We start from the raw sequence: 14,563 nt of genomic DNA, 5'->3' as shown, positions 1-14,563 counted from the left end.
TTTTTCGTTTTGGCGGTGAGATGGGCGGCGGCCGGATCAGTCCAGCTTGACCAGCTTCACCTTGCGGTTGGCCATGGCCAGCGCCAGCTTGCCGTGCTTCAGCGCCAGGGCCTGGCTGCCGAACAGGTCGTAACGCCAGCCGCGCATGGCCTGCACCTTGGCCTCGTCATCGGCGGCGATGGCCTCCAGATCGGCGGCGTTGGCCACCAGGCGGCTGGCCACGTCCTCGTCATCGCACACCAGCTTCAGCAGCACGCGCAGCAGTTCCACCGTGGGGGCGATGCCGGCCGGCAGTTCGGCCCGCGGTTCCGCCCGGGGCAGGTCGCTGTCGGGGATGCCGCGCGCCTTTTCGATGGCCGCCAAGATTTCGGTGCCGTAACGACCTGCCGCCATGCTGGGGCCCAGGCCGCGCGTGCGGCCCAAATCATCCACCGTGCTGGGGGTGTGGGCGGCGATTTCCATCAGGGTCTCATCCCGCACCACGCGGTTGCGCGGGATGTCCTTGCGCTGGGCCTCGCGCTCGCGCCAGGCGCACAGTTCCTTCAGCACGGCGATGAAGCGCGGCTTGTCGGTGCGGGGCTTCAGGCGGCGCCACGATTCTTCCGGATCCTGGCGGTAGGTGTCCGGGCTGGTCAGGATGCCCATCTCATCGGCCAGCCATTCCTCGCGCCCCGTCTTGTCCAGGCGGCGGCGGATCTTCTCATACGCCGGACGCAGATGGGTGACGTCGGACAGGGCGTAGGTCAGCTGCCGCTCGGTCAGCGGCCGGTTGGACCAGTCGGTGAAGCGGCTGGACTTGTCGATGCGCGCGTTGGTCAGCTTGGTGATCAGCGTTTCATACCCCACGCTGTCGCCGAAGCCGCAGACCATGGCCGCCACCTGGGTGTCGAACAGCGGGGCGGGCACGGTGCCGGTGAGGTTGAAGAAAATCTCCAGGTCCTGCCGTGCCGCGTGGAAGACCTTCAGCACCGCCGGGTTGGCCAGCAGGGCGAACAGCGGCGCCAGGTCGATGCCGTCGGCCAGCGGGTCGATGGCCGCGGCCTCATCCGGGCCGGCCACCTGTACCAGGCAGAGCTGCGGGTAGTAGGTCTTTTCCCGCATGAATTCGGTGTCGACGGTGACGTACTCGGCGGAGGCCAGTCGGTCACAGAAGGCGGCGAGGGCGGCGGTCGTGGTGATCAGGGTCATAAGAAAGTTCACATACTATAGCTTCGCGCGCGTGCATAGGGCCTGTGGGGGCTAGGACGTGACGGGCCGGCTCTGGAAAGCGTCCCGGCTTGACAAGCCGCCCCCCTCCGGCCCTAGTGTCGCAACCTCGCCGCGCCCCCAACCGGGGGCTGTCGGCTGCTGTTTTCGTCCCACCCGCACTCGTCAAGGCCCGGCCCCATGCACTCCTATCGTTCCCACACCTGCGGCGCCCTGCGCCTGGAAGACGCCGGCAAGACCGTCCGCCTCTCCGGCTGGATCCACCGCAAGCGTGACCATGGCCAATTGCTGTTTGTCGACCTGCGCGACAATTACGGCCTGACGCAGTGCGTGATCGATATCGACAATCCCGGCTTCAAGGTGCTGGAGGCTGCGCGCCTGGAATCGGTGATCACCGTCACCGGCCGCGTCGTGGCCCGCACCGGCGACACCATCAACGACAAGCTGCCCACCGGCCATGTCGAGGTGAAGGCGGATGAGGTCGTGGTGCAGAGCCTGGCCGACCAGCTGCCGCTGCAGGTGAACTCCGACCAGGACGCGGGTGAGGACATCCGCCTGCGCTATCGCTTCCTGGATCTGCGGCGCACCAAGATGCACCGCAACATCCACCTGCGCTCCAACGTCATCGCCTCGGCCCGCCGCCGCATGATCGACGCCGGCTTCACCGAGTTCCAGACCCCCATCCTGACCTCGTCCTCGCCGGAAGGCGCCCGCGACTTCCTGGTGCCGGCGCGCAACCATCCCGGCAAGTTCTACGCCCTGCCGCAGGCGCCGCAGCAGTTCAAGCAGCTGCTGATGGTGGCGGGCTTCGACCGCTACTTCCAGATCGCCCCCTGCTTCCGGGACGAGGACAGCCGCGCCGACCGCTCACCCGGCGAGTTCTACCAGCTCGATTTCGAGATGAGCTTCGTGACGCAGGACGACGTGTTCGCCGCGATCGAGCCCGTCATCCACGGCATCTTCACGGAATTCCGCGACTTCACCGGTGTGGCCAAGACCGTCAGCCCCTATCCGTTCCCGCGCATCCCCTTCGCGGAGAGCATGCTGAAGTACGGCAACGACAAGCCGGACCTGCGCAACCCGCTGGTGATCACCGACGTGTCGGACGTGTTCCGCCGCGACGACGTGGAGTTCAAGGCCTTCCGTGGTGTGCTGGACAAGGGCGGCGTCGTCCGCTGCGTCAAGGCGCCGGCCGTGGGCGACAAGCCCCGCAGCTTCTTCGACAAGCTGAACGACTGGGCTCGCGGCCTGGGCGCGCCGGGCCTGGGCTACATCCTGTTCGAGAATGGCGCCGGCAAGGGCCCCATCGCCAAGTTCGTGCCGGAAGCGGCGCAGGTGATGCTGCGTGAGCTGACCGGTGCGGTGGACGGCGATGCCGTGTTCTTCGTCTGCGACCTGGAAGGCCCGGCCGCCAAGCTGGCCGGCCAGGCCCGCACCCGCGTGGGTGAGGAACTGGGCCTGATCGAGCAGGGCGCCTTCCGCTTCTGCTGGATCGTCGACTTCCCGATGTACGAGAAGGACGAGGAGACGGGGAAGATCGACTTCTCCCACAACCCCTTCTCCATGCCGCAGGGCGGCCTGGAGGCCCTGACCGGCATGAACCCGCTGGACATCAAGGCCTTCCAGTACGACATCGTCTGCAACGGCATCGAACTGTCCTCGGGCGCCATCCGTAACCACAAGCCCGAGATCATGTACAAGGCGTTCGAGATCGCCGGCTATTCGGCCGAGGACCTCGAGACCCGCTTCGGCGGCATGCTGTCGGCCTTCAAGCTGGGCGCCCCGCCGCATGGTGGTTCCGCCCCCGGCATCGACCGCATCGTCATGCTGCTGGCCGATGAGCCCAACATCCGCGAGGTCATCGTCTTCCCGCTGAACCAGCGCGCCGAAGACCTGCTGATGCAGGCCCCCAACGCGGTGGACACCGCGCGCCTGAAGGAACTGTCGATCAAGCTCGACCTGCCCAAGCCCAAGATCACCACGGAGGCGAAGGAAGGCTGAGGCCGGGTTCCGGCATCGGTTTAGGATTGAAGCGGGCGGCGTCCTTCGGGGCGCCGCCCGTTTTGTTTTGGGAACTATCCATCCGGACGTACGCCTTGCCGCACGCCCACGGCGACAGATATCCCTGAGGTTGACGGTGGGAGGGGTATCGCCATGCAGCTGGATGCGGATGGTTGGGTCGTCGACCCCGAGGTGACCAAACACCCCTTTCCCAATCTCAAGCACGGGACCATCACCGCGATCGACGGGATCATCGTCCACCAAACGGACTCGCCCAACCGCGACGCCACCTTCAACAGCTACGCCGGCAAGGCGCCGAACGGCGCGCACTTCCTGATCGACAAGAATGGGGACGTCTATCAGACGGCCTCCATGCATTGGGAGCTGTGGCATGTCGGGCAGTTACAAGCGCGCTGCCTTCTGAGCCACAGTTGTCCACCGACCGAGCTGGCGGCGATCAAGAAGTGGGATGCCGCGGCGGTTCATAAGATTGAGAAAAAGAAAGCGTTTCCTGATCGCTTCCCCATGAACGACGATTCCATCGGCATAGAAATCGTCGGTTACCACGTGGAAACGGAGAAAGGCGTGACATATGAACCAGTCACGCCAGAGCAGAACACATCTTTGACCCGGCTGGTCGCCGGCCTGAAGATGGTTCTGAATTTCCCGACCATTGAGATTTACCGACACCCGGCGGTGGGCGTCAAAAACCCACATGAGGCGGAGACCGCGAAATGGGATTGATAAAAAGAATCGCGCCATTAGCCTTAGCCGCTTTTCTGGTCTCGGGCAGCGATGTCGAGGCGAAGGCCATCGATATCAAGTCGGTCACTGTTGAATCATCCGCCGTTTTCGAGGGGAATCGGGACATCAAGGAATATGTCGAGGCTTGCTCGGATACGAAGCTGACAAATTCCCAGGTGTTAAAGTGGTTCAAGGTGGCTCACGAAGAACCAGGGGAGGGATTTCACGAGCGGGCGACGATACTGAACTGCGTGTTTCACGGACATTTGAAGACGAAGGATGGTAGGTCATACGCATGGCGTCTAGATATCGGGGGCGCCGGCTACGTGTTCTTGTCCGATAAGGTGAATGACGTGATTCATTTCAGGGGGCCGCAGCTCTAATCCCACTTCGCCCCTGACTTACGCTGGCCGGGGATGCCTGGCGAGCCCTCTCATCCCTCCTTCTACCCCAGGGAACCACGACGCCCCCATCCGGTGAGTGCCTGCCAGGTTGGTGTTGCCCAAGATGACGATGGTCAGGTTATCGTCCAGGAAGCCCGGCAGCAGGATGTTGGCCCCCATGATGCGGGCGGGCTGGCTATATATTTTTGTCCGAAAAGGAAAATGGCTTCATTGTCTTGATGGGGCTGGAGTTGGCGGCGGCTATACTGCGTATCTGACTCTCTAGGTCTATTACTCGTTCGGTACAGACGGGATTTATTCCCAGTCTTCCCAACGCAGTCCCGACACTCGTCTAAATTCCCGCGTATTGTGCGTCACCAGCGTCAGGGTGCGTGCCAACGCTTGCCCGGCGATCAGTGCGTCATACGGCCCGATGGGCGTGCCCGCCGCCGCCAATTGGGCGCGGATGAGGCCGGCTTCTCGTGCGTCCTCGGGGTCGAAGTCCAGAACGGGGAAGCGCAGGGCATCCACCCGGGCCATGTTCTCCGCTTGGCGCTGGCTCTTGGCGGCACCAAAGTAAAGCTCATGCACCACGATGGACGGCAGGCCGAAGTCCTCCGGCCTATGCTGTTGCATGCGGCTGAGAAAGGCTGGGTTGCCTTTTATCACCGCGATGACGGCATTGGTGTCCAGCAGGAACTTCACTCGAAGAAATCCAGGGCGGGGCGTTCCTGGTCATCGGGCCGCTCCATGGCCGCCTTGGCGAAGTCTTCATCCACCGGGCCGATGACATCGGCCAGCCAGTCCCAATTGTCGGCGATGGGTTCCAGGATCACCGCGTTACCGTGGCGGCGGATGCGCACTTCCTGGCCCTCGAACCGGAAGTCCTTGGGCAGGCGTACGGCTTGTGAGCGGCCGGACCAGAAGAGCTTGGCGGTATCCATGGTTGTCTCCTTTGATATCTATCAAAAATATATACCATGAAGGGGTGGCGAGCAAGGTGGGTTAGTCCTTCGGCCCCAGGAACCACCGCGCGATCCGGAAGCCCATGCGGTCGGTGTCCGCCAGGTTGGTGTTGCCCAGGATGATGATGGTGAGATCGTCGTCCAGGAAACGCAGCAACAGGGTGTTGGCGCCCATGATGCGGCCGGGGCGCTGGGCATAGCGGTGGGGCCGGCCCCGGGCCTGGAGGTCGGAGAGCCAGAGGCCGAAGCCGTATTCCTCCTTGGCCGGTGTCAGCAACTGGGCCAGTTGGGCGGGTGACAGCAGGGTGCCGCCGTAGAGCGCGCGGGCGAAGGCCAGCAGATCGCCGGTGGTGGAATAAAGGCCGCCGGCGGCGTACCAGTTCTGGGGATAGACCGGCATGTCGTGGGCGAGATCCCGGTCACCGTCCTTGTAATAGGTGGCCGCCAGATTGGGGAGGATCACATCCTGGCGCGCCATGCCGGTGTGGGCCAGGCCCAACGGATCCAGGATGTCGTGGCGCAGGGCCTGGTCATAGGTGCCGCCGGTCACCGCCTCCACCACCTTGCCCAGGATGACGTAGTCGGCGTTGTTGTAGTCGAAGGTGCTGCCCGGCGGGTTGACCAGCGGGCCGCTGGCATAGCGGTCCATCAGTTCATCGCTGCTGTGCGGCAGTTGGTAGGCCGGTATGCCGGCGCGTGCCGCGTCCGTGTAGCTGGTCAGGCCCTTGTCGAAATTCTCGATGCCCGAGGTGTGGGTCAGCAACTGGCGCACGCTCACTGTGTCCGCCGCCGGGCCCTTGTAGGCCGGCAGATAGGTACGGATGACGGCATCCAGCGACAGCCGGCCCCGGGCGGCCAGGCGCAGCACCAGGGTGGACGTGAACAGTTTGGTGATGGAGGCGATGCGGTAGAGGCCGTCCAACCGGCAGGGCACCTGGAAGGACCGTTCCGCCAGGCCATAGGCCTGGTGCAGCACGACCGCACCCTGGTGTTCCACCAGCACCGTGCCGCTGAAGCCGCCGTCGGCCACCAGGGTGGCGACCTGCGCCTCCAGGCCGTCGGCGGGTAGGGGCGCGGCGGTGGCCGGGGCACCGGCCCATGCCAGGACGGCGCCGGCCAGCATCGTGTTGCCCAGGAATCCCCGCCTGTCCATGTTGCCCTCTTTAGCGCAGCACCGTGTTCGCATCCACCAGGCGCACGTCATGCATCTGGTTCAGATAAGCCTCGAAATAGCCCTTGTGGGAGGCGCCGACGATGGCCAGCAGGCGGGTGCCCGGGTGCTGGCCCAGCACGTCGCGGATGTTCGCCACCATGCGCAGGTTGCGCGTTTCCCAGTACCCGACGTACCCCCGGCCGAAGGCCTGCGGCGACGGTTCCATCAAGGCGGCGCCGAAGTCGGACTGGTAGGCCAGCAGCGGCGCCCCCGGCGCGTTGTCGGCGCGGTACATCTTCAGCAGGCCGTCCGGTTCCGCCAGGCCGGCCTGCAGCCGCTTGTCCTCATCCACCCGCGCCTTGGTGGCGGGGTTGTCCCAGGCGTGGGTGATCGCCGCCGTGTAGGCGTCCCGGTCCGCCGGGTCGCTGGTGTCGGCGGTGTGGTCGTCCACGCTCCACAGGCGCTCCAAGCCCAGGCGCGCCGCCAGGGCCGCGGCGATCAGGGCGGTCTCGTCGTGCCGGTCCTTGCGTTTGTCCAGATAGGCCACCAGCGCGGCGGTCAGGCCGTCACCCTCCGCCCGCTCCGTCGGCGCCAGGCGCAGCCATTGCACCAGGGCGGAGCCCGGCTCCCCCGCCGCCAGGAAGACGGCGGCCAGGTGGCGCCGCTGGGCGGCGGATGGCGTGGAGGGCCACGCCGCCAGCAGGCGTTCGGCCTCGGCATTGGCGGCCGGCACATCCAACCCCAGGGACTGGCCGGCGGCGGTGGGGTCGGGGCAATAATCCGGAGTGCTTGACGCGTAGCGGCTGGGATAGCGGCGCATGGCGTCGCATTGCAGGCCGGAGACGTTCTCGGTGGTGATTTCCGCCGGCCGCCATGCCGCCAGCCGCATCAACAGCGGGGCCAGCATGTCGGGCTGGAAAGGGGCGGGCAATTCGGAAAGGTGGGCCGTTCCCAGGACCAGCACCTCATTCGGTTTGCCGGCGGGCGGGCCCTTCAACTGCTCGGGATGAAAGACGGGGCGGTAGTCCTGCGCGGTGGCCGCCACCCCCGGTCCAGCACGCCCCAAGGCCATGGCCAGCGCCAAGGCCACCGATCGACACCGCATACGCTTCATGACACCCCCATTCCCCGATATGGCCTGTGACATAGCACCGGGGGGACCGGAGGGGAGGGGCCGCACGGCCATGCCGGCGCAGGGCCAATTCAAAAAGCGAAGGGCCGGGGCGGATCGCTCCACCCCGGCCCCCGGCACTTATCCCATGGCCGCGATCACGGCCATGGAGGGCTGTATTACCAACGGTAGCTGACGTTGGCCTTCACATCGCGGCCCGGGCCATACCAGCACCAGATGGTGCTGTAGCACGAGGAGATGTAGCGGCGGTCCAGCAGGTTGGTGACGTCCAGGTTCACGGTCAGGCCGGTCAGCGACGGCGCCAGGTGGCTGAAGTCGTAGCTGCCCATCAGGTCGAACAGGGTGGCGCCGGGGATGGCCATGGCGCCCGCACCGTCGGCGGCGCCATTGAAGCTGCGGCCCAGGTAACGCACGCCGCCACCGAAGCCCACGCCGGCCAGCGGGCCTTCCTGCAGGGTGTAGTTGGCGTAGGCGTTGGCCGTGGTCTGCGGCACGGCGTAGGGACGCGAGCCCTCAAGGCCCGAATTGTCCTTGGTGACCATGTTGTCGATGTAGGTGTAGCTGGCGTGCAGGTCCAGGCCCTGGATCGGGCTGGCGGAACCTTCCAGTTCCACACCGCGCGACCGCACCTCGCCCGCCGCGATGGAGGCGGTGGGGAAGCTGGGGTCGGTGGTGGCGACGTTGGTCTCGCGCAGCTCATAAATGCCGGCGGTCAGCATCGCGTTCCAGACCTTGGGCTGGTATTTCACGCCCACTTCGACCTGCTTGCCCTCGGTCGGGGACAGGACGTTGCCGTTCTTGTCGGTCGAGGTCTGCGGCAGGAAGGACGTGGCGTAGGAGACGTAGGGCGCCACGCCGTTGTCGAACAGGTACAGCAGGCCGGCGCGGCCGGTGAAGGAGGAGTCGCTCTTGGACGTGGTGCTGTTGCTGAGGTAGCTCAGCTGGTTGATGTCCAGCCAGTCGTTGCGGCCGCTCAGCACCAGGCGGAAGCCGCCCAGGGCGATCTGGTCCTGGGCGTAGACGCCGGTCTGCTGCATATGCAGGCGCACGTCGAAGCTGGTGGCCGGCAGGGTGATGGCCGAACCGTAGACCGGGTCGAAGACGTCCAGGTTGCCGACGCTGCCGCCGAAGCCGGCCGCCTCGAATTGGATGGTGTTCTGGTAATCGACACCGAAGATCAGGTTGTGGGTCAGCGGGCCGGTGTGGACGGTGCCGGTCAGGTTGGTGTCCAGCGTCAGGTTGCTGGTCTCTTCCTTGGCGACGGCGATGGACCGGATCAGCTGCGTCTCGGCGGCATCGGCGAAGCTGCCGGTGCTGTAGACGCTCTGATAGTCCGTCGTCAGGTGCATGTAGCGGGTGCTCTGGTGCACCGTCCAGTCGTTGTCGAACTTGTGCGTGAACAGCGACGTGACCATGTTTTCCGTGCGGTTGAACCGCTCGGCATCCGGCTCACCGTCATAGAAGTCGCGCGGGATGTTGCCGTTCGGGTTCGACAGCAGCGAGCCATCGACGGGCAGCGAGCCATAGCCGCCGCTCTTCGGGTCCTGCTGGTGCACGAACAGCACGGTCCAGCTGGTCTGGTTGTCAGGCTTCCAGGTCAGGCTGGGGCTGACGCCCCAGCGCTCGGACTCGGTGTGGCTGATCTGGGTGTCGGACCGGTCGTTGACGCCCACCAGGCGGTAGCTGAGGCTGCCGCTTTCGTTCAGCACGCCGCCCAGGTCCACCGTCTCGCGGAAGGTGTTGTAGCTGCCGGCGGTCAGGCTGACCTGGCCGAAGGTCTCACCCGTGGGCAGCTTGCTGGTGAGCGCCACGATGCCGCCCGGGTTGGCGTTGCCGTACAGCACGGACGCCGGGCCCTTCACCACTTCCACCCGTTCCAGGAAGGCCAGGTCGATCTGCGGCGTGGCATAGCCGTTGGTGGAGCTGATGACGTGCAGGCCGTCCAGGTACTGGTCGGCGTTGAAACCGCGCACGGTCATCAGGTCATACCGGCCGGCGGTGTTGCCGCGCGTGTCCGGGCCGACGCCGGCGATGTAGTTCAGCGCCTCGTTCAGGCTGTCGGCGACCCGCAGATCCAGATCGGCGCGGGTGATGACGCTGACCGACTGGGGGGTCTCAAGCAGGGGGGTGTCGCTTTTCAGCGCACTGGACGCGTCGGTCGCCAACCGCTGACCGGTGACCAGCACCTCTTCTTCGGAAGAGACGGGGGCGCCTTCATCGGCGCGGGCCATGCCGGCACTCAGGCTGACCACCGAGACGGCGGACGCGAGCGCGATGGAATACACAGAGAGGAACTGCCGCAGGTTAGACACTTGATGGCTCCAGCAACTAATAATTATTATCATTACCTGATGGAAATTTGGTACCGCCGCCGCACTTGTGAATGCAAGTGACTTTCAAAGCTATCGGCCATGCTAAAGTGCCCCTGTGGCAGAAAAGAAACAGGGGCGGGATGGTGGTTTCTTGGGCGTGTGACTGGCCGCGAACGGGCGCCAGTCCCTTCCCTGACAACGAATTAACCAAATGCTTCGCCGCAGCGGGACGGTTTTGGGCTATCTAGGAATCCAGGCATGAAAAGCCGGGCATAAAAAGGATGACGGTTCCCATGATGCGCTTCACCCGCACGCTCGCGGCCCTGGCCCTGACCACCGCCCTTTGCTCCACCTTGCCGCCGCTGGCGCCCGCCCTGGCGGCGGACACACCGGCGGTTGCGCCCGGTGGCAAGGTCTCCGTGCCGCCGCTGGCGTTCACGCAGCGCACGCTGGCCAACGGCCTGAAGGTCATCGCCCTGCCGGACACCGGCACGCCCACCGTGTCGGTGCAGGTGTGGTACGGCGTGGGGTCCAAGGATGATCCCAAGGGGCGCAGCGGCTTCGCGCATCTGTTCGAACACATGATGTTCAAAAGCACGCGCGACATGGCGGCGGAACAGTTCGACCGGCTGACGGAAGATGTCGGTGGCTACAACAACGCCTCCACCAACGACGACTACACCAATTACTTTGAGACGGTGCCCGCCAACCACCTGGAACGCATCCTGTGGGCGGAGGCGGAGCGCATGGGCTCCCTCGTCGTGGATGAGGACAACTTCAAGTCCGAACGCGACGTGGTGAAGGAGGAATTGCGCCAGCGCGTGCTGGCCCAGCCCTACGGCCGGCTGTTCTACCTGATGTTCCCGCAGGTCAGCTTCAAGGTGCACCCCTACGGCCGCCCCGGCATCGGCAGCATCGAGGATCTGGACGCGTCCACCTTGCAGGACGTGCAGGCCTTCCACGCGACATACTACCGGCCGGACAACGCCACCCTGGTGGTGGTGGGCAATTTCAAGCCGGCCGAGCTGGACGCCTGGGTGGACAAGTATTTCGGCGGCCTGGGCCATCCCGCGGCCGCCATTCCCCGCGTGACGGCGGTGGAACCGGCGCGCACAGCGCCGGAAACGCTGACGGTGGCGCAGCCGGGCCTGCCCCTGCCGGCCGTGCTGCTCTCATACCCCTTCCCCAAGGCGACGGACCGGGACGTGCCGGCGCTGATCGTGCTGGACGCCATCCTGGGCCATGGCGACAGCAGCCGCCTGAATCAATCGCTGGTCTATGAAAAGCAGGTGGCGAGCGAGGTCTTCACCTTCCAGGCGGTGAACCAGCAGCCGGGCGCCTACGCCATCGGCGCCATCCTGGCCGGCGGCGCCACGGCGGAGGCGGGGGAGAAGGCCCTGCTGGACGCACTGGCCCAGGTGTCCAAGGATGGCGTGACGGAGGCTGAGCTGGCCGCCGCCCGCAACCAGCTGGTGACGGACGAGTTGCAGGAGCGTGAGACGGCGGACGGCCGCGCCAGCCTGCTGGCCAAGGCCGCCGTGGTGTTCGGTGATCCCAAGCGTGCCGACACCCTGCTGGCCGATATCCAGGCGGTGACGGCCGACGACGTGAAGCGCGTAGCCGCCACCTGGCTGAAACCCGACACCCGCATCGCCGTGCGCTATGTCCCGGCGGAAGGGGCCGGGAAGGGGGGCGACACCATCACCACCTCCCCCTCCATCGCGGCGGCCCCGCTGGTGACCCCGGCCGACCTGAAGATCGTGCAGCCGGCCCCGGCCGACCAGCGCCAGGCGCCGCCCACGGCCGGCCCTGCCGTTGAGGCAGCCTTGCCCCAGCCGGTGGACAAGCGCCTGGCCAACGGCCTGCGCGTCATCGTCGTGCCCACGCACGGCGTGCCGCTGGTGGAGGCGTCCTTGCGCATCGGCGGCGGCGGGGCGGTGGATCCGGCCAGGCTGCCGGGCACCGCGGCCATGACCGCCGATGTCCTGACCAAGGGCACCCACAAGCTGTCGGCACCGGAGATCGCCCGTGATGTCGAGGCGCTGGGCGGCACGCTGACCGCCACCGCCGGCTGGGACGGGTCGGAACTGTCGCTGCTGGTGAAGGCCGACGTGCTGGAACCGGCCGCCGCCATCTTCGCCGATGTTGCCCGCAACCCGGCCTTCGCGGGTGAGGAACTGGACCGGGAACGCCACCAGACCCTGGACGGCCTGACGGTTTCCCTGAAGGAACCGGCGGGACTGGCCAAGCTGGTGGCGCCGCGCGTGCTGTACGGCGATGCCGCCTACGGCCACCCGCTGACCGGTACGCCCAAATCGCTGGCGGCACTGAAACCGGCCGACCTGGCGGCCTACCATCGCACCTGGTGGCGCCCCGACAACGCCACCCTGGTGCTGGCCGGTCCCCTGACGGCGGAGCAGGGCCTCAAACTGGCGGAGAAGCTGTTCGGCGATTGGGCCAAGCCCAAGGCCGCCCTGCCGGCGCTGCCGGCGTCCCCGGTGCAGCCGGCGGGTCGCGCCGTGGTGGTCGATCTGCCCCAGTCCGGCCAGGCGGCGGTGCTGGTGGTGCGGCCCGGGCTGGCGCGGTCGGACAAGGATTATTACCCGGCCTCCGTCGCCAACGCGGTGCTGGGCGTGGGGTACTCCTCGCGTCTGAACCAGGAGATCCGCATCAAGCGCGGCCTCAGCTATGGCGCCGGTTCGGCGCTGGATTTCCGCCGGGTGCCGGGGCCGTTCGTCGCCTCCACCCAGACCAAGAACCCCTCGGCCCCCGAGGTCGCCGGCCTGATCACGGATGAGATGGCCAAGCTGGGGACGCAGGCGCCCAGCGAGGCCGAACTGGCAGGCCGCAAGGCGGTGCTGATCGGCAATTTCGGTCGCGCGGTGGAGCGTACCCAGGGTGTCGCCGGCCTGGTGGGCGCGCTGGCCTTGCAGGGTGTGCCCCTGGATGAGATCGGCCGTTACATTTCTTCCGTCCAGGCGGTGACGCCCGAGCAGGTGCAGCAGGCCGCGTCCCGCACCCTGTCCCCGGACCAGGGCAGCCTGGTGGTGGTGGGCGACAGCGGCCAGTTCCTGGCCGCCCTGAAGGCCAAGTACCCCAAGGTGGAGGTCATCCCCGCCGCCCAGTTGAACCTGGACAGCGGCAATCTGAACCAGCCGGCGGCGAAGGCCAAGCCGGCGAAGGAAAAGGCCGCGCAATGACGGAAGAGATGCGGCGCCTGCACGCCTTCGTGGGCGATTGGACGGGCACGGACGGGGTGGCGGCCGACAGCCCGTTCGGCCCCGGCGATATGGGCACCGGCCGCATGCTGGTGCGCGAGGCCCTGGGCGGCCACCATCTGCTGCTGGATTATCTGCTGGATCGCGGGGATGCCGGGCGCTTCACCGCGCACGGCGTTCTGACCTGGGATCCGGACGTGGCGGTGCACCTGCTGTTCTGGTTCGACGACATGGGGTATGTGCCCGCCCGCCCGGCGCCCGGCCTTTGGGGTGGCATCGAGGGGGCGGAGGATGGTGCGGAGGGTTTCACCTTCGTGCGCACGTCCGCCCGCGGCCGCGCCCGCCACCGCTATTGGTGGCCCATCCCTGACCACATGGAAACCGCCATCGACCGTTCCACCGACGGCGGCCTGACCTGGGTCCCGTTCCTGCGGGGCAGCTACCGGCGTCCGTGAGGGCCTGGCGCATGGAGCGTAGCGACAAGCCCGCGACTGCGGGCGCCGGAGATTTCTGGGGAGCCGAAAGCGGACTGGAAATCGAGGATAAGCCAAGGGGCGGATGCCCCGCCGGCGCTTGAGGCGCGGCGTCAAGCCGCCTTGCTGGCCGCCTTGGTCTGGTACATCAGCACGTCGGCGCGGTGGATGACGTCTTCCTCGCGGTCGTCGGCACCATAGGCGTGATACCCGAAGCTGGCCTTCAGGGGCAGGCTGTGGGTCTGCCAATCCAGGGCCACGGCGTGCAGGGTCTGGGACAGGGCATCGGCGCGGGCCTTGCCCTGGTCGGGGGCCACACGGGTCAGCAGCACGGCGAATTCATCGCCGCCCAGGCGGGCCACCACGTCCTGGGCGCGCACATGGTCGGCCAGGCTGCGGGCGACGGCCCGCAGGTAGGCGTCGCCGGCCTGGTGGCCGTGGACATCGTTGATGCGCTTGAAGCCGTCCAGATCCACCATCACCAGCACGCCGCCCCGGCCGCCGCGCCGGGCGGCCGCCAGCTCACGCCGGAAGGCGGACTGGAAGCCGCGGCGGTTCAGCAGGCCGGTCAGCTCATCCGTGGTGCTGAGGGTTTCCAGATAGTCGATGCGGTCGCGCTGTTCGGTGATGACACGCTCCGCATCCGCCAGGCGCATGGCCAATTCCTGCACCAGCAGCTGGTTCAGGCTGGCCGCCGCCTCCGGACCACGCAGGCCGACCGGCATCTGGCCCCGGGGCAGGGTCAGGTTGATGGCGGGCATCAGGGGCAGGGCGGTGTCCGGCGGGGTCATGGGCGCTACTCCGGTCGAGGCGTCGTGGGTGACACCAGACGGGATCGCAAGGGCCGTGCCGCTAGCTAGCGTGTTGAAATAACAGAATATGTTCAGTGTCTATCGACGCTATGAGGCCCTGTCGGCAGAATTTGCCGACCCCCTTTCGGCAGAGCCCATCGGCAATGTCTGCCTCTTGACCCAAA

Annotated in this window: 12 protein-coding genes; 5 read left to right on the top strand and 7 right to left on the bottom strand. The window is 66.6% G+C overall.

Features of this window, described 5'->3' with window-relative positions; all coding sequences use genetic code 11:
- Positions 1 to 36: 36 nt before the first annotated feature.
- On the bottom strand, positions 37 to 1,188 hold the full coding sequence (gene rnd / locus PW843_08475; protein MDE1146643.1) for a ribonuclease D: 1,152 nt from the start codon (positions 1,186 to 1,188) through the stop codon (positions 37 to 39).
- Between the two features lie 198 nt (positions 1,189 to 1,386).
- Between rnd and aspS the strand changes: the two genes are divergently transcribed.
- From aspS to PW843_08460, 3 genes are all read left to right on the top strand, one after another.
- Complete coding sequence (gene aspS, locus PW843_08470) at positions 1,387 to 3,207, top strand: aspartate--tRNA ligase (GenBank protein MDE1146642.1); 1,821 nt, start codon at positions 1,387 to 1,389, stop codon at positions 3,205 to 3,207.
- 153 nt (positions 3,208 to 3,360) lie between these two features.
- A complete protein-coding gene (locus PW843_08465) occupies positions 3,361 to 3,951 on the top strand; it encodes an N-acetylmuramoyl-L-alanine amidase (protein ID MDE1146641.1) in 591 nt (196 codons plus the stop codon).
- A complete protein-coding gene (locus tag PW843_08460) occupies positions 3,942 to 4,334 on the top strand; it encodes a hypothetical protein (GenBank protein MDE1146640.1) in 393 nt (130 codons plus the stop codon). Before PW843_08465 ends, PW843_08460 begins: the two co-directional genes overlap by 10 nt.
- 315 nt (positions 4,335 to 4,649) lie before the next feature.
- Here PW843_08460 and PW843_08455 read toward each other — a convergent pair whose 3' ends face one another.
- The 5 genes from PW843_08455 to PW843_08435 form a co-directional block, all read right to left on the bottom strand.
- A complete protein-coding gene (locus tag PW843_08455; protein ID MDE1146639.1) occupies positions 4,650 to 5,039 on the bottom strand; it encodes a type II toxin-antitoxin system VapC family toxin in 390 nt (129 codons plus the stop codon).
- Positions 5,036 to 5,278 carry a type II toxin-antitoxin system VapB family antitoxin gene (gene vapB / locus PW843_08450; protein MDE1146638.1) on the bottom strand — a complete coding sequence of 81 codons (243 nt, stop codon included), beginning with the start codon at positions 5,276 to 5,278 and terminating at the stop codon, positions 5,036 to 5,038. The genes PW843_08455 and vapB overlap by 4 nt, the downstream gene beginning before the upstream one ends.
- A 61-nt stretch (positions 5,279 to 5,339) precedes the next feature.
- Complete coding sequence (locus PW843_08445; protein ID MDE1146637.1) at positions 5,340 to 6,452, bottom strand: serine hydrolase; 1,113 nt, start codon at positions 6,450 to 6,452, stop codon at positions 5,340 to 5,342.
- A 10-nt stretch (positions 6,453 to 6,462) separates the two neighbouring features.
- Positions 6,463 to 7,566, bottom strand: coding sequence for a DUF5694 domain-containing protein (locus PW843_08440; GenBank protein MDE1146636.1), 1,104 nt, complete (start codon positions 7,564 to 7,566; stop codon positions 6,463 to 6,465).
- 176 nt (positions 7,567 to 7,742) lie between these two features.
- Positions 7,743 to 9,896: a TonB-dependent siderophore receptor gene (locus PW843_08435; protein ID MDE1146635.1), complete on the bottom strand. Its 2,154-nt coding sequence runs from the start codon at positions 9,894 to 9,896 to the stop codon at positions 7,743 to 7,745.
- A 293-nt stretch (positions 9,897 to 10,189) separates the two neighbouring features.
- Between PW843_08435 and PW843_08430 the strand changes: the two genes are divergently transcribed.
- Together PW843_08430 and PW843_08425 are read left to right on the top strand one after the other, a co-directional pair.
- Positions 10,190 to 13,096: a pitrilysin family protein gene (locus PW843_08430; GenBank protein MDE1146634.1), complete on the top strand. Its 2,907-nt coding sequence runs from the start codon at positions 10,190 to 10,192 to the stop codon at positions 13,094 to 13,096.
- Positions 13,093 to 13,569 carry a DUF1579 family protein gene (locus tag PW843_08425; protein ID MDE1146633.1) on the top strand — a complete coding sequence of 159 codons (477 nt, stop codon included), beginning with the start codon at positions 13,093 to 13,095 and terminating at the stop codon, positions 13,567 to 13,569. Before PW843_08430 ends, PW843_08425 begins: the two co-directional genes overlap by 4 nt.
- Positions 13,570 to 13,700: 131 nt before the next feature.
- On the opposite strand, the gene PW843_08420 is transcribed toward PW843_08425, so the two are convergent.
- Positions 13,701 to 14,378, bottom strand: coding sequence for a GGDEF domain-containing protein (locus tag PW843_08420; protein ID MDE1146632.1), 678 nt, complete (start codon positions 14,376 to 14,378; stop codon positions 13,701 to 13,703).
- Positions 14,379 to 14,563 lie beyond the last annotated feature (185 nt).

It is taken from the genome of Azospirillaceae bacterium (genome assembly GCA_028283825.1).
Lineage (GTDB): Bacteria > Pseudomonadota > Alphaproteobacteria > Azospirillales > Azospirillaceae > Nitrospirillum.
The sequence above is the reverse complement of the archived record's forward strand: the minus strand, read 5'-3'. Positions and strand labels throughout refer to the sequence as shown.